The organism is Pseudomonas sp. BT76 TE3572 (assembly GCF_050435365.1).
GTDB lineage: Bacteria > Pseudomonadota > Gammaproteobacteria > Pseudomonadales > Pseudomonadaceae > Aquipseudomonas > Aquipseudomonas fluorescens_W.
The window spans coordinates 3680891-3697174 of the sequence record NZ_JBNDKE010000001.1 but is presented as its reverse complement, the minus strand read 5'-3'; the positions used below and the strand labels follow the sequence as shown (position 1 = coordinate 3697174).

At 58.1% G+C, this 16284-nt stretch carries 6 protein-coding genes and 2 rRNA genes; 7 read left to right on the top strand and 1 reads right to left on the bottom strand.

Annotation, left to right across the window (positions count from 1 at the left end):
• Nucleotides 1-110: 110 nt before the first annotated feature.
• From ABH912_RS16845 to recD, 5 genes are all read left to right on the top strand, one after another.
• A 23S ribosomal RNA gene (locus ABH912_RS16845) occupies nt 111-3002 on the top strand.
• 159 nt (nt 3003-3161) lie between these two features.
• Nucleotides 3162-3277, top strand: a 5S ribosomal RNA gene (rrf, locus tag ABH912_RS16840).
• A 156-nt stretch (nt 3278-3433) separates the two neighbouring features.
• Entirely contained in the window at nt 3434-6883 is a 3450-nt protein-coding gene (gene recC, locus ABH912_RS16835; protein ID WP_429511174.1) for an exodeoxyribonuclease V subunit gamma, read from the top strand.
• Nucleotides 6883-10569, top strand: coding sequence for an exodeoxyribonuclease V subunit beta (gene recB / locus ABH912_RS16830; protein WP_429511173.1), 3687 nt, complete (start codon nt 6883-6885; stop codon nt 10567-10569). Before recC ends, recB begins: the two co-directional genes overlap by 1 nt.
• Nucleotides 10566-12668, top strand: a complete 2103-nt coding sequence (gene recD / locus ABH912_RS16825; RefSeq protein WP_429511171.1) for an exodeoxyribonuclease V subunit alpha — start codon at nt 10566-10568, stop codon at nt 12666-12668. Before recB ends, recD begins: the two co-directional genes overlap by 4 nt.
• Here the strand turns inward: recD and ABH912_RS16820 are convergent.
• Entirely contained in the window at nt 12665-13612 is a 948-nt protein-coding gene (locus tag ABH912_RS16820; RefSeq protein ID WP_429511170.1) for a LysR family transcriptional regulator, read from the bottom strand. The genes recD and ABH912_RS16820 overlap by 4 nt on opposite strands.
• A 163-nt stretch (nt 13613-13775) precedes the next feature.
• On the opposite strand from ABH912_RS16820, the gene ABH912_RS16815 reads away from it, so the two are divergent.
• Both ABH912_RS16815 and mmsB read left to right on the top strand, forming a co-directional pair.
• Nucleotides 13776-15302 (top strand): CoA-acylating methylmalonate-semialdehyde dehydrogenase, encoded by a 1527-nt coding sequence (locus ABH912_RS16815; protein WP_429511169.1) that lies wholly within the window; start codon nt 13776-13778, stop codon nt 15300-15302.
• 10 nt (nt 15303-15312) lie between these two features.
• On the top strand, nt 15313-16200 hold the full coding sequence (gene mmsB, locus ABH912_RS16810; protein WP_283189826.1) for a 3-hydroxyisobutyrate dehydrogenase: 888 nt from the start codon (nt 15313-15315) through the stop codon (nt 16198-16200).
• The last annotated feature ends 84 nt before the right edge of the window (nt 16201-16284 follow it).

Below are 16284 nucleotides of genomic sequence, written 5' to 3'. Positions count from 1 at the left end.
TGGTAACGGCTCAGGCTAAGGTAAAATTTGTGAGTTGCTCTTAATTGAGTATTATCGAATTTTCGGCGAATGTCGTCTTCACAGTATAACCAGATTGCTTGGGGTTATATGGTCAAGTGAAGAAGCGCATACGGTGGATGCCTTGGCAGTCAGAGGCGATGAAAGACGTGGTAGCCTGCGAAAAGCTTCGGGGAGTCGGCAAACAGACTTTGATCCGGAGATGTCTGAATGGGGGAACCCAGCCATCATAAGATGGTTATCTTAAGCTGAATACATAGGCTTAAGAGGCGAACCAGGGGAACTGAAACATCTAAGTACCCTGAGGAAAAGAAATCAACCGAGATTCCCTTAGTAGTGGCGAGCGAACGGGGACTAGCCCTTAAGTGGCTTTGAGATTAGCGGAACGTTCTGGAAAGTACGGCCATAGTGGGTGATAGCCCTGTACGCGAAAATCTCTTAGTCATGAAATCGAGTAGGACGGAGCACGAGAAACTTTGTCTGAATATGGGGGGACCATCCTCCAAGGCTAAATACTACTGACTGACCGATAGTGAACTAGTACCGTGAGGGAAAGGCGAAAAGAACCCCGGAGAGGGGAGTGAAATAGATCCTGAAACCGTATGCGTACAAGCAGTGGGAGCCCACTTTGTTGGGTGACTGCGTACCTTTTGTATAATGGGTCAGCGACTTATTTTCAGTGGCGAGCTTAACCGAATAGGGGAGGCGTAGCGAAAGCGAGTCTTAATAGGGCGTCTAGTCGCTGGGAATAGACCCGAAACCGGGCGATCTATCCATGGGCAGGTTGAAGGTTGGGTAACACTAACTGGAGGACCGAACCGACTACCGTTGAAAAGTTAGCGGATGACCTGTGGATCGGAGTGAAAGGCTAATCAAGCTCGGAGATAGCTGGTTCTCCTCGAAAGCTATTTAGGTAGCGCCTCATGTATCACTGTAGGGGGTAGAGCACTGTTTCGGCTAGGGGGTCATCCCGACTTACCAAACCGATGCAAACTCCGAATACCTACAAGTGCCGAGCATGGGAGACACACGGCGGGTGCTAACGTCCGTCGTGAAAAGGGAAACAACCCAGACCGTCAGCTAAGGTCCCAAAGTTATGGTTAAGTGGGAAACGATGTGGGAAGGCTTAGACAGCTAGGAGGTTGGCTTAGAAGCAGCCACCCTTTAAAGAAAGCGTAATAGCTCACTAGTCGAGTCGGCCTGCGCGGAAGATGTAACGGGGCTCAAACCATACACCGAAGCTACGGGTATCACTTAGGTGATGCGGTAGAGGAGCGTTCTGTAAGCCTGTGAAGGTGAGTTGAGAAGCTTGCTGGAGGTATCAGAAGTGCGAATGCTGACATGAGTAACGACAATGGGTGTGAAAAACACCCACGCCGAAAGACCAAGGTTTCCTGCGCAACGTTAATCGACGCAGGGTTAGTCGGTTCCTAAGGCGAGGCTGAAAAGCGTAGTCGATGGAAAACAGGTTAATATTCCTGTACTTCTGGTTATTGCGATGGAGGGACGGAGAAGGCTAGGCCAGCTTGGCGTTGGTTGTCCAAGTTTAAGGTGGTAGGCTGGAATCTTAGGTAAATCCGGGATTCTAAGGCCGAGAGCTGATGACGAGTTGCCCTTTGGGTGACGAAGTGGTTGATGCCATGCTTCCAAGAAAAGCTTCTAAGCTTCAGGTAACCAGGAACCGTACCCCAAACCGACACAGGTGGTTGGGTAGAGAATACCAAGGCGCTTGAGAGAACTCGGGTGAAGGAACTAGGCAAAATGGCACCGTAACTTCGGGAGAAGGTGCGCCGGTGAGGGTGAAGCATTTACTGCGTAAGCCCATGCCGGTCGAAGATACCAGGCCGCTGCGACTGTTTATTAAAAACACAGCACTCTGCAAACACGAAAGTGGACGTATAGGGTGTGACGCCTGCCCGGTGCCGGAAGGTTAATTGATGGGGTTAGCTAACGCGAAGCTCTTGATCGAAGCCCCGGTAAACGGCGGCCGTAACTATAACGGTCCTAAGGTAGCGAAATTCCTTGTCGGGTAAGTTCCGACCTGCACGAATGGCGTAACGATGGCGGCGCTGTCTCCACCCGAGACTCAGTGAAATTGAAATCGCTGTGAAGATGCAGTGTATCCGCGGCTAGACGGAAAGACCCCGTGAACCTTTACTATAGCTTTGCACTGGACTTTGAATTTGCTTGTGTAGGATAGGTGGGAGGCTTTGAAGCGTGGACGCCAGTTCGCGTGGAGCCAACCTTGAAATACCACCCTGGCAACTTTGAGGTTCTAACTCAGGTCCGTTATCCGGATCGAGGACAGTGTATGGTGGGTAGTTTGACTGGGGCGGTCTCCTCCTAAAGAGTAACGGAGGAGTACGAAGGTGCGCTCAGACCGGTCGGAAATCGGTCGTAGAGTATAAAGGCAAAAGCGCGCTTGACTGCGAGACAGACACGTCGAGCAGGTACGAAAGTAGGTCTTAGTGATCCGGTGGTTCTGTATGGAAGGGCCATCGCTCAACGGATAAAAGGTACTCCGGGGATAACAGGCTGATACCGCCCAAGAGTTCATATCGACGGCGGTGTTTGGCACCTCGATGTCGGCTCATCACATCCTGGGGCTGAAGCCGGTCCCAAGGGTATGGCTGTTCGCCATTTAAAGTGGTACGCGAGCTGGGTTTAGAACGTCGTGAGACAGTTCGGTCCCTATCTGCCGTGGACGTTTGAGATTTGAGAGGGGCTGCTCCTAGTACGAGAGGACCGGAGTGGACGAACCTCTGGTGTTCCGGTTGTCACGCCAGTGGCATTGCCGGGTAGCTATGTTCGGAATAGATAACCGCTGAAAGCATCTAAGCGGGAAACTAGCCTCAAGATGAGATCTCACTGGGACCTTGAGTCCCCTGAAGGGCCGTCGAAGACTACGACGTTGATAGGTTGGGTGTGTAAGCGCTGTGAGGCGTTGAGCTAACCAATACTAATTGCCCGTGAGGCTTGACCATATAACACCCAAGCAATTTGCTGACCTGAAAAGGCACCAGATTGCGGTGTGTGAAGACGAAACGAACCGAAAGTTCGAGATACTCACAAAACACCAAATCTATCACTTACCCATTCGCTGGAGCGTGAGCCGTAAGGCAAACGATCTGGCTACCGAATTTCTTGACGACCATAGAGCATTGGAACCACCTGATCCCATCCCGAACTCAGCAGTGAAACGATGCATCGCCGATGGTAGTGTGGGGTTTCCCCATGTGAGAGTAGGTCATCGTCAAGATTAAATTCCGAAACCCCTATCTGCGTATGCAGGTAGGGGTTTTGTTTTGTCCGCAGGAAAGTTCGTACAGCATTACCGGACGGCTCCCGGCTGTCACAGTCTCCCGACAATGCTAAGGTTCGGCCCTAGCTTTTGTATTTTCCCAAGGAAGCCTTTATGCCGGACGCGACGTCCCTCAGTGCTGGTTTTATGGTGGTTCACGGCAACCGCCTGGACGAGTTGCGCAGCCTGGTGGTCAGCTGGATGCGGCGTTACCCCTTGGCACCCTTGGAAAATGAAATTGCCCTGGTACAGAGTAACGGCATCGCCCAATGGCTGAAGCTGGCACTGGCTGAAGACCCTGAAGACGATGACATGGGCGGCTGCGGAATCGCAGCAGCCATCGACGTGCAGTTACCGGGTAGCTTTATGTGGCAGCTCTATCGCATGGTGCTTGGTCGTGACGAAATTCCGGTCAAATCCCTGCTTGATAAAGCTCCCTTGACCTGGCGTCTGATGCGTCTGCTTCCGCAGTTGATCAATCAACCGCACTTCGAACCGCTGCAGCGCTTCCTTACGAATGACACAGATTTACGTAAACGCTATCAATTGGCGGAGCGATTGGCAGACCTGTTCGACCAATATCAGGTGTACAGGGCCGATTGGCTTGAAGACTGGGCCGAAGGTCGCCATCAATTACGAAATGGCAGAGGCGAAACCAAGCCTCTGACCCCGGCTAACTGCTGGCAGGCAGAGTTGTGGCGTGCGCTGTTGCTGGATGTGGGTGAACAAGGCATGGCGCAAAGCCGAGCCGGCGTCCATCAACGGTTTATCGAGCGCATCAACAGCCTCGACGTCGCCCCCAGCGGATTACCTTCCCGGGTGATCGTTTTCGGGATTTCTTCACTGCCCGCTCAAGCCCTGGAAGCACTGGCGGGACTGGCCCGGTTCAGCCAGGTTCTGCTCTGCGTGCATAACCCGTGTCGTCACCATTGGGCGGACATCGTCGCCGATAAAGACCTGTTGCGGCACCAGTACAAGCGTCAGGCTCGCAAGAGCGGAATGCCGGTTGTGCTCGACCCGCAAACCCTTCACCAGCATGCCCATCCACTACTGGCGGCATGGGGCAAGCAGGGGCGGGACTATATCAATCTGCTCGACAGCTACGACGATCCCAACAGCTATCGCTCGGCATTCCGCGATGGTCGTATCGATCTGTTCAGCGAAAGCCAGCCGCAGAACATGCTCAATCAATTGCAGGACGACATTCTTGAATTGCGTCCCTTGAACGAGACTCGCGAGCGCTGGCCGGCTGTCGATCCGGCAAACGACGAATCGATCCGTTTTCACATTGCCCATAGCGCCCAGCGCGAAGTGGAGATCCTCCACGATCAATTGCTCGCACGCTTCAGTGCTGATCCGGACTTAAGGCCTCGCGATGTGATCGTGATGGTCCCGGACATCGACAGCTACGCACCGCATATTCGTGCGGTTTTTGCTCAGCTTGAACGCCACGACCCGCGTTTCATTCCCTTCACGCTCGCCGATCAAGGCCAGCGTGGCCGTGATCCGCTACTGATTGCTATCGAGCATCTGCTCAAACTGCCCGATAGCCGTTTCCCCGTGAGCGAGATCCTTGATTTGCTGGATGTTCCTGCACTGCGCGCTCGCTTCGGTGTAGAGGAACGTGATCTGCCGACCCTGCACCGTTGGATCGAAGGCGCAGGCATCCGCTGGGGCATGAATGCCGAGCAGCGCGCGGGTCTTGGTCTGCCGCAGGAGCTGGAACAAAACAGTTGGCGTTTCGGCCTGCGACGGATGTTGCTCGGTTATGCCGTGGGCAGTGCCAGTGCCTGCGAGGGTATCGAACCCTACGACGAGATCGGAGGTCTGGATGCCGCGCTCATTGGGCCTTTGGTCGCGTTGCTGGACGCATTGGAGATTGCCCACCAGGAGCTCACTCAGCCCGCAGCTCCAAAACAATGGGGCTTTCGATTGCACGCACTGGTTCAGTTATTTTTCCTGGCCAGTAACGAGCATGACGACTACGTGTTGGCCCAACTCGAAGAGCTGCGTGAAACCTGGCTTGAGACCTGCGAGTCAGTTGGCTTGCATGATGAACTGCCATTAACCGTGGTCCGAGAAGCCTGGCTTGCCGGCCTCGACCAAGGCCGCCTGTCCCAGCGTTTTCTGGCCGGTGCGGTTAACTTCTGCACCTTGATGCCCATGCGCGCGATCCCGTTCAAACTGGTTTGCCTGCTGGGCATGAATGACGGGGACTATCCGCGTGCCCAACCGCCACTGGACTTCGACCTCATGGGCAGTGACTACCGCCCTGGCGATCGCTCCCGACGTGAAGATGACCGCTATCTGCTATTGGAAGCGCTGTTGTCGGCACGTGATCAACTCTATATCAGCTGGGTCGGTCGCAGCATTCGCGATAACAGTGAACGCCCAGCGTCGGTACTGATTGGCCAGTTGCGAGATCATCTGGCCAGCGGTTGGCGACTGCATGATGTCGACGAAAATCTGCTTGAGGCCATCACTCAGGAACACCCACTGCAACCGTTCAGCGCCCGCTACTTCCATGAAGGCGATGATTTGTTCAGCTACGCGAATGAATGGCAGGTACTGCATCAAACCAGTGAGCCGTCGACTGATATCGAGGTCCTTGATCCCTACATTCAGGAAGAGCCGCTGAGTCTCGGTCAACTGCAGGACTTCCTGCGTAATCCTGTGCGACATTTCTTCAGTCAACGACTGAAGGTGTACTTCGAAGCGGCTGAAGTGCCCTTGGCGGATGAAGAGCCATTTGTACTCGATGCGTTGCAACGCTACAGCCTCAGCGACAGCTTGCTCGAAGCGGCGCTGGGACATCTGGATAGCACCGACCAGGTACTGGAAGCACAGGCTAAACGTCTGCAAAACAGTGGGCTTCTGCCCATGGCCGGATTCGGCGAATGCCTTCAGCGAGAGTTAATCGAACCGTTGCCGGATCTGTTGCTGCGTTACCAACAGCTTTTGTCGTTATGGCCAACACCGCTCACCAACGCTCTGCCAGTCAATCTGGAGTTGCAGGGTTTGCGTCTGGAAGGTTGGCTCAGCGGCCTGCATCAACGAGCGGACGGTGGTTTGCTATCAGTCACGACAATCCCCAACAGCATCGGCTCGATCAAGTCGCGCAAATGGCATCGGTTGACACGGCCATGGGTCAATCATCTGGTTGCCTGCGCCAGTGGTATGGCGATGACCACCGCGTTGGTGGCCAGCGACGACAGTCTTCAGCTCGGTCCGATGGAGGAGGATGCAGCCTTGCGGATTCTGGGCGACCTGTTAATGGCTTGGCAAACCGGCATGCGTCAACCACTGCCGATTGCGGTGAAGACCGGCTTCGCATGGCTTGGTCAAACGGATCCGGTCAAAGCCCAAGCCGCAGCCCGCAAGGCGTACGAAGGCGATGGCCTGACTACCGATGGTGAGCGTCGGGAAAGCCCGGCACTCGCACGGCAGTTCGCCGACTACGACACGCTTACCGCAGACGAAACGTTCCCGGATTGGTGCAACGCGTTGTACCGGCCGTTGCTTGAAGCGCCTTGGCGTTCATTGAACAGCGAGGAGGCGCGCTGATGACCACAAAACCTCTGGCCTTGGCATTTCCCCTGCGTGGCAGCCAACTGATCGAAGCGAGCGCCGGGACCGGCAAGACCTTCACCATTTCCGCGCTTTATCTGCGCCTGGTCCTTGGCCACGGCGCAGAGTCGAGCGGCTTCGGACGTGAACTGTTGCCGCCGCAAATCCTCGTTGTGACGTTCACCGATGCTGCAACCAAAGAATTGCGCGAACGTATCCGCACGCGTCTTGCTGAAGCAGCGCGATTTTTTCGCGATGAAACACCGGCGCCCGATAGCCTTATCGCGGAGCTTCGTAAGGAATACCTTCCCGAGCAGTGGTCCGGGTGCGCAAACCGCCTGGACATCGCCGCGCAGTGGATGGACGAGGCAGCCGTTTCAACCATCCACAGTTGGTGCCAGCGCATGTTGCGCGAACACGCGTTCGACAGTGGCAGCCTGTTTACACAATCCCTGGAAACCGATCACAGCGATTTGCTGGGCGAAGTCCTGCGCGATTACTGGCGCCTGTTTTGTTACCCGATGCAAGGCGATGCGCTGAACTGGGTGCGCGGAAATTGGGGCGGTCCAGCGGCTTTACTGTCGCGAGTACGTGGTTTGTTCGCCAGTGAGCGAGACAGCGTTGAAGGTAAAGAGCCTGCCGAGCTGATCACTGAGTGTCTGCAAGAGCGACGGGCCGCCTTGCTCGAACTCAAGATGCCCTGGCGCCAGTGGGCGGACGAATTGCTTGCCATCTGTCACCAGGGTGTTGCGAGCAAGAGCGTCGACGGTCGCAAGATGCAGGCGCGCTATTTCGAACCCTGGTTCGAAAAGATCAGAGCCTGGGCTGAAGACGAATCCCTTGAGCAACTGGATATCGGCACCGGATTCACGCGCCTGACTCCCGAAGGTATGGCTGAAGCCTGGAAGGGCGAAGTACCCCGTCATCCCGGGCTGGACGCCATGCCCGGCCTCAAGGCCAGTCTCGATGGATTGCCGACTCCTGATGCCGCCGTGCTGCAACACGCCGCCCAATGGGTCGGTACACGGTTCGAGGAAGAAAAGCGTCGCCGTGCGGAGATGGGCTTCGATGACATGCTGCTGCGCCTCGATGCAGCGTTGCAGTCCGATGGCGGTGAGCGGCTGGCGACCCTGATTCGCGAGCAGTTTCCAGTGGCGTTGATCGACGAGTTCCAGGACACCGACCCGGTGCAGTACCGGATCTTCGAGAGCATCTATCGCATCGAAGACAACAATCCCGAATGCGGTCTGTTCCTGATCGGCGACCCCAAACAAGCGATCTACGCGTTTCGCGGTGCCGACATCTACACCTACTTGCGCGCCCGTCAGGCCACCGCTGGCCGATTGCATACCCTGGGTACGAACTTCCGTTCCAGCCATGGCATGGTCAGTGCGGTCAACCATGTGTTCGAGCGTGCAGAGTCTCGCGAGTCCGGGCGAGGCGCGTTCCTGTTTCGTGAAAAGAACGGTGAGAACCCGGTACCGTTCCTGCCCGTCGAATCCCAAGGGCGCAAAGAAGTTCTGCACATTGACGGCCAGGTTGTGCCCGCCCTGAACATCTGGCACCTGTCCGCCGATCAGCCGCTGTCCGGCGCGGTGTACCGACAACAACTCGCCGCCGCCTGCGCCAGTGAGATCACCGCTTTGCTCAACGGCGGGCAACAAGGTCGTGCGGGTTTCATACAGGACGGCAAGGACTTCAGAGGGCTGCTGCCAGCGGATATCGCGATCCTGGTCCGCGACGGTAAAGAAGCCCAGGCTGTGCGTGGCGAGCTCTCCGCCCGGGGTGTGCGCAGCGTCTATCTGTCGGACAAGGACTCGGTGTTCGCCGCCCAGGAGGCCCACGATCTGCTGACCTGGCTCAAGGCCTGCGCCGAGCCGGATGTCGAGCGTCCGCTGCGGGCCGCGTTGGCCTGCATCACGTTGAACCTGTCGCTGGCTGAACTGGAGCGGCTGAATCAGGATGAACTGGCGTGGGAAGCGCGGGTCATGCAGTTCCGCCATTATCGCGAGCTCTGGCGCAAGCAGGGCGTATTGCCAATGCTGCGGCGATTGCTGCATGACTTCCAGTTGCCACAGACATTGATGACGCGCAGCGACGGCGAGCGGGTGTTGACCAATCTGCTGCACCTGTCCGAGTTGCTGCAACAGGCGGCCGCCGAACTCGATGGTGAGCAAGCGCTGATCCGTCATTTGTCCGAGCATCTGGCGTTGTCCGGTCAGGCCGGCGAAGAGCAGATCCTGCGTCTGGAGAGTGACGAACAACTGGTCAAAGTCGTGACCATTCACAAGTCCAAGGGGCTTGAGTATCCCTTGGTGTTCCTGCCATTCATTTGCTCGGCGAAACCGGTGGATGGCAGCCGTCTGCCGTTGCATTACCACGACGCCACGGGCAAGGCCCAAGTGACCTTGAAGCCGACGGCCGAGTTGATCGTTCAGGCGGATGATGAGCGTCTTGCCGAGGATCTGCGCTTGCTTTACGTGGCCCTGACCCGGGCGCAACACGCCTGCTGGCTCGGAGTGACTGATCTCAAGCGCGGTAATAACAACAGCTCGGTGCTGCACCTGTCGGCATTGGGTTATCTGCTGGGCGGCGGAGCACCATTGGCCGAGTCGGCAGGTTTGAAGCGGTGGCTGGAAGACCTGCAGCAGGATTGTGCAGCGCTGAACTACGGTGAAATGCCTGAAGCGACCGTCGAGCACTACCATCCGCCGCACAACGATGCGAAGTTGCTTGCTCCGCTGATACCCAAACGCAAGGCTAGCGAAAACTGGTGGATTGCTTCCTACAGTGCCCTGCGCATTGGCGACAGCATGAGCGTGGGCACTGATGAAGCGCCGGAGAGCCCGCAGGCGCAAAAGCTATTCGACGACGAACGCCTTGATCCGCAAGCACCACGAGAAGTGGTGGCCGGTGGTGCTGATATCCATCGATTCCCTCGTGGTCCGAATCCCGGCACCTTTCTCCATGGTTTGCTCGAATGGGCCGGTGACGAAGGTTTTGCCGCCACGCCGAAAGCGGTGGAAGACGCCATTGCCCGTCGTTGCAATCGACGTGGCTGGGAGGGCTGGATAACCGCCCTGAGCGACTGGCTGCAGCACCTGCTTACATCCCCGCTGCATATCGGCGGCGGGCAGCCCCCCGTGGTATTCGAGCAGCTCACCCAATACCGGGTGGAGATGGAGTTCTGGTTCGCCAGTCATAAGGTCGATGTGCTCAAGCTCGATGAACTGGTGCGTCAATACACCCACAACGGCGTGGCCCGGGTGGCTGCCGAGCCGGTGTTGCTCAATGGCATGTTCAAAGGCTTCATCGACCTGACGTTCGAGCACGACGGCCGCTATTACGTCGCCGACTACAAATCCAACTGGCTGGGCGTCGATGACGCGGCCTACACCGAGCAGGCCATGGAGCAGTCGATTCTCGACAACCGTTACGACCTGCAATACGTGCTGTACCTGTTGGCGCTGCATCGCCAGCTCAAGGCGCGACTTGCCGATTACGATTACGACCGGCATGTCGGTGGTGCGCTGTACCTGTTCTTGCGTGGTACGCGCGCGTCCAGCCAAGGCGTGTATTTCGCCCGGCCTCCAAGGGAGTTGATCGAGCGTCTGGACCGTCTGTTCCAGGGTAAGCCAGAACCCAAGGCCGAACCCGCCTGGGAACAGGGAGTTTTGCTATGAGTCGCACCTTCGCTGATTTGCTGCCCACTTCGTTGACAGCCGAAAGCCTGGCGGATCTGGCGCCGTTGAGTCGCGCCGATGATCTGCTGCTATTGCTGACACGCTGGGTTGAGCGCGGCTGGCTGCGAGCGCTGGACAAAGCCTTCGTCGCTTTTCTTCACGAACTTGCTCCCAGCGACGATCCGCTGGTGCTGCTGGCCGCCGCGTTGGCCAGTCATCAGCTGGGCCACGGTCATGTGTGCCTGGACTTGTTCGAGACGCTCAAGGAACCGGACTTCGCCCTGTCGCTGCCACCGGAAGGTGATGTGCAAAGTGGCGCGATGTTGTTGCCGTCGCAATTGCTTGAGGCGCTGGACGGTGCCCATTGGTGCAAGGTCCTGGCCTCCAGCAGTCTGGTCGCATTGGCGGTCGATGGTCGCGAGGCGGCGCAGCATCGGCCATTGGTGTTATCGGGCAAACGCCTGTACTTGCGTCGCTACTGGGCTTACGAACGGCGTATCGACAACTCGCTGCGCCAACGCCTGGTGGAACACGAAACCACGCCGGATGATTTGTCCCAACGGCTCACCAGCTTGTTCGGCTCAGCCAGGCCCGGCGAAGTGATTGACTGGCAGAAACTCGCCTGTGCCCTCGCAACCCGCAGCGCATTCAGCATCGTTACCGGTGGCCCGGGGACCGGCAAGACGACGACGGTCGTGCGTTTGCTGGCGTTGCTCCAGGCGCCGGCAGTGGAGGCGGGCAAGCCGTTGCGTATTCGTCTCGCGGCACCCACCGGCAAGGCTGCAGCCCGACTAACGGAGTCCATCAGTCAGCAGGTCAGAACCCTGGAAGTCGATGAAACCGTACGAGTGAAGATCCCGTCAGACGTCACCACCGTGCACCGTCTGCTCGGCAGTCGTCCCGGTACTCGACACTTCCGTCACCACGCCGGTAATCGCTTGCCGCTGGATGTCCTGGTGGTGGACGAAGCCTCGATGATCGATCTGGAAATGATGGCCAACCTGCTCGACGCGTTGCCGGCCCATGCCCGTCTGGTGCTGCTCGGTGACAAGGATCAGCTGGCATCGGTGGAGGCCGGCGCCGTTCTGGGCGACCTGTGCCGCGACGCCGAGGCCGGTTGGTACAGCCCACAGACTCGCCTGTGGCTGCAAGCGGTCAGTGGTGAAAACCTGGATGCCAGCGGTTTGCAGGAAGACACCCAAGGGACTCATCCACTGGCCCAGCAAGTGGTGATGCTGCGTCATTCACGCCGGTTCGGCGAGGGCAGCGGCATCGGCCAACTGGCTCGTTGGGTCAACCAGCAGCAACCCGAGGAAGCTCGGAAGTTGTTGGCAGCGCGAAGCCATGACGACGTGTTTTCCCTGTCCCTCAAGGGGGAGCAAGACCGGGCGCTGGAACGCTTGCTGCTTGAGGGGCATGGCGATGGGCCGCAGGGGTATCGCCATTACCTGAGTCTCTTGCGCAGCCTGCGGCCACCGCTCGACAGCACGCTTGATGATCCCTGCTGGACCGATTGGGCTCGCCAGGTACTGCAAGCCTTCGACGCCTTCCAATTGTTGTGCGCCGTACGCAAAGGGCCGTGGGGCGTTGAAGGTTTAAATCAACGCGTGACCGCCGCGCTGCTCAAGGCTCGGCTGATCGACAGCGACCAGCAGTGGTACGAAGGCCGACCGGTGCTGATGACCCGCAACGACTATGGTCTGGGTTTGATGAACGGCGACATCGGCATTGCCCTCAAGCTGCCGGAGCGCGAGGGGCCAGAGGTTGGGAAGCAGGTGTTGCGTGTGGCGTTCCCGCGTAATGATGGGCAGGGCGGCGTACGGTTTGTTTTGCCAAGTCGTCTCAATGATGTCGAAACCGTGTACGCCATGACAGTGCACAAATCCCAGGGCTCGGAATTTGCTCATACGGCGTTGATTTTGCCGGATGCCCTGAACCCTGTACTCACCAAGGAATTGATTTATACAGGGATTACCCGGGCCAAAAACTGGTTCACCCTGATCGAACCTCGCTCCGGCGTATTCGAAGAGGCGGTGCGGCGCAAGGTCAAGCGCTTGAGCGGGTTGATGCTGGAATTGGATGAGGTGAGCGCCAACTAATCGGCGAACACCATCTCCCGACTTTCACCCATCAACAGACCCTGATTCTGCTCGGTGACCGCGCGGATGTAATCCCACAACAGGGTGATCCGCTTGAGCTTGCGCAGGTCTTCACGGCAGTACATCCAGAACTGTCGAGTGATGTTGATCTCTTCCGGTAACACCGGCAGCAAGCGCGGATCCTGGGCCGCCAGGAAGCACGGAAGAATCGCCAGCGACCGCCCTTGTTGTGCGGCCACGAATTGCGCGATCACACTGGTGCTGCGCAGGTTGGCACTGGCGCCGGGCAACACATTCGCCAGGTACAACAGCTCCGAGCTGAACGCCAGATCGTCGACATAACTGATGAATGAGTGTTTGCCCAAGTCAGCCGGGCGGCGGATCGGTGGGTGCTTGTCGAGATAATCCTGAGTCGCGTAGAGCTGTAATTTGTAGTGGCAGAGTTTGCAGCAGACGTAAGGGCCATGCTCCGGGCGCTCCAGGGCGATGACGATGTCCGCTTCGCGCTTGGACAGGCTGATGAAGTGCGGCAGCGGCAGGATGTCCACGGAGATTGCCGGGTAGGCGTCGACGAAATGGCTGAGCTGCGGGGTGATGAAAAAGCTGCCGAAGCCTTCGGTGCAGCCCATGCGCACATGCCCGGATAACGCCACGCCAGACCCCGAAACCTGCTCGCAGGCCATGTGCAGCGTGCTTTCTATCGACTCGGCGTAACCCAGCAACCGCTGGCCTTCGGCGGTCAGTACAAAACCGCTGGTCCGGGATTTCTCGAACAGCAAAGTGCCCAACGCCGCTTCCAGCGAACTGATGCGCCGCGACACGGTGGTGTAGTCGACCGCCAGGCGCTTGGCTGCGGTGCTAGCCTTGCGGGTGCGGGAGACTTCAAGGAAAAACTTGAGGTCATCCCAGTTCAACGAGCCAAGAGACGTGATGTTTTTTTGCATGATGGACCGGCTTTTATGTGCGTTCTTATTAGAAGTTTGCACATCTATACTCCAAAAACAGTCCGACAATCAATTCGCGACACACGCCTCATTTCAAGGCGACTTTATCGCTTTGGCTCTCTAGAGAGCTCTCTAAATAAGAACAACGTCCCGGAGACCCAACATGAACGCTTCGCTCACGCCAAACGAAACCACTGTCCAAACGGTAAAGCTGTTGATCGACGGCGAGTGGGTCGAGTCCCAAACCACCGAGTGGCACGACATCGTCAACCCGGCGACCCAGCAAGTGCTGGCGAAAGTACCGTTCGCAACCGCACAGGAAGTGGACGCCGCAATCACCGCCGCCCATCGCGCCTTCCAGACCTGGAAGCTGACGCCGATCGGCGCGCGGATGCGCATCATGCTCAAGCTCCAGGCGTTGATTCGCGAACACTCCAAGCGCATCGCCGTGGTGCTCAGCAACGAGCAAGGCAAAACCATCGCCGACGCTGAAGGCGATATCTTCCGCGGCCTGGAAGTGGTCGAACACGCTTGCTCCATCGGCAGCCTGCAAATGGGCGAGTTCGCCGAGAACGTTGCTGGCGGCGTCGATACCTACACCCTGCGTCAACCCATCGGCGTTTGCGCCGGCATCACGCCGTTCAACTTCCCGGCGATGATTCCGCTGTGGATGTTCCCGATGGCCATCGCCTGCGGCAACACCTTCGTGCTCAAACCGTCCGAACAGGACCCGATGTCAACCATGCTGCTGGTGGAACTGGCGATCGAAGCCGGTGTTCCGGCCGGCGTGCTCAACGTCGTTCATGGTGGTAAAGACGTGGTGGATGCGCTCTGCACCCACAAGGACATCAAGGCTGTTTCTTTCGTCGGTTCGACCGCCGTCGGCACTCACGTGTATGACCTGGCCGGTAAACACGGCAAACGCGTGCAATCGATGATGGGCGCGAAGAACCACGCCGTTGTGCTGCCGGATGCCAACCGCGAACAAGCGCTCAACGCGCTGGTCGGTGCCGGTTTTGGTGCGGCCGGGCAACGCTGCATGGCCACATCCGTCGTGGTGCTGGTGGGCGCGGCCAAACAATGGCTGCCTGATCTGAAGGCGCTGGCGCAGAAACTCAAAGTGAATGCCGGCAGCGAGCCGGGCACTGATGTGGGGCCGGTGATTTCCAAAAAGGCCAAGGCGCGGATTCTGGATCTGATCGAGAGCGGCATCAAGGAAGGCGCCAAGCTGGAACTGGACGGTCGCGAAATCACGGTTCCAGGCTTCGAGAAGGGCAACTTTGTCGGCCCGACCCTGTTCTCCGGCGTAACCCCCGAGATGCAGATCTACACCCAGGAAATCTTCGGTCCGGTGCTGGTGGTGCTGGAAGTCGATACGCTCGATGAGGCCATCACACTGGTCAACGCCAACCCGTTCGGCAACGGCACGGGCCTGTTCACCCAAAGCGGTGCGGCGGCGCGTAAATTCCAGACTGAAATCGACGTCGGCCAGGTCGGCATCAACATCCCGATTCCGGTGCCGGTCCCGTTCTTCAGCTTCACCGGTTCGCGCGGGTCCAAACTCGGCGACCTCGGTCCGTATGGCAAGCAAGTGGTGCAGTTCTACACTCAGACCAAGACTGTCACTAGTCGCTGGTTCGATGACAACAGCGTCAACGACGGTGTGAACACCACCATCAACTTGCGTTAAGGAGCCGAACATGAAAATCGCTTTTATCGGTCTCGGCAACATGGGCGCGCCAATGGCGCGCAACCTGATCAAGGCTGGCCATGCACTGCGGCTGGTCGATCTGAACAAAACCGTTCTGGCAGAGCTGGAGCAACTGGGCGGGAGCATCAGCGCTTCGGCGCGTGAAGCCGCTCAAGGCGCAGAATTGGTGATCACCATGCTGCCAGCCGCTGTGCATGTGCGCAGCGTGTGGCTGGGTGAAGACGGCGTGCTGGCGGGTATCGGCAAGGGCGTGCCGGCAGTCGATTGCAGCACCATCGATCCGCAGACGGCGCGTGATGTTGCTGCGGCGGCGGCCAAGCAAGGCGTGGCCATGGCGGATGCACCTGTGTCGGGCGGTACTGGCGGTGCGGCAGCCGGGACACTGACCTTTATGGTCGGCGCCACGCCTGAACTGTTCGCCACCCTGCAACCGGTATTGGCGCAGATGGGCCGCAACATCGTCCATTGCGGCGAAGTCGGCACCGGGCAAATTGCCAAGATCTGCAACAACCTGCTGCTGGCGATCTCGATGGTCGGTGTCAGCGAAGCCATGGCGCTGGGTGATGCTCTCGGGATCGACACGACAGTACTGGCCGGGATCATCAACAGTTCCACCGGCCGTTGCTGGAGTTCGGAAATGTATAACCCATGGCCGGGCATCGTCGAAACGGCGCCGGCCTCGCGCGGCTATACCGGCGGTTTCGGTGCCGAACTGATGCTCAAGGATCTGGGGCTGGCCACTGAGGCGGCACGTCAGGCGCATCAACCGGTGGTGCTCGGCGCGGTGGCCCAACAGTTGTATCAGGCGATGAGCCAGCGTGGGGAAGGTGGTAAAGACTTCTCGGCGATCATCAACAGCTATCGCAAACCCCAGTAAGAGGTTTGCCCCGGGATTCTGGAAAGATGTTTTTGTGGCGAGGGAGCTTGCTCCCGCTGGTTCGCGAAGCGGACCCAATAGGGG

Bases quoted from the DNA above. Each gene is read 5' to 3' on its own strand.
- recC (WP_429511174.1), top strand. From the start codon at position 3,434: ATGCCGGACGCGACGTCCCTCAGTGCTGGTTTTATGGTGGTTCACGGC.
- recB (WP_429511173.1), top strand. From the start codon at position 6,883: ATGACCACAAAACCTCTGGCCTTGGCATTTCCCCTGCGTGGCAGCCAA.
- recD (WP_429511171.1), top strand. From the start codon at position 10,566: ATGAGTCGCACCTTCGCTGATTTGCTGCCCACTTCGTTGACAGCCGAA.
- ABH912_RS16820 (WP_429511170.1), bottom strand. From the start codon at position 13,612: ATGCAAAAAAACATCACGTCTCTTGGCTCGTTGAACTGGGATGACCTC.
- ABH912_RS16815 (WP_429511169.1), top strand. From the start codon at position 13,776: ATGAACGCTTCGCTCACGCCAAACGAAACCACTGTCCAAACGGTAAAG.
- mmsB (WP_283189826.1), top strand. From the start codon at position 15,313: ATGAAAATCGCTTTTATCGGTCTCGGCAACATGGGCGCGCCAATGGCG.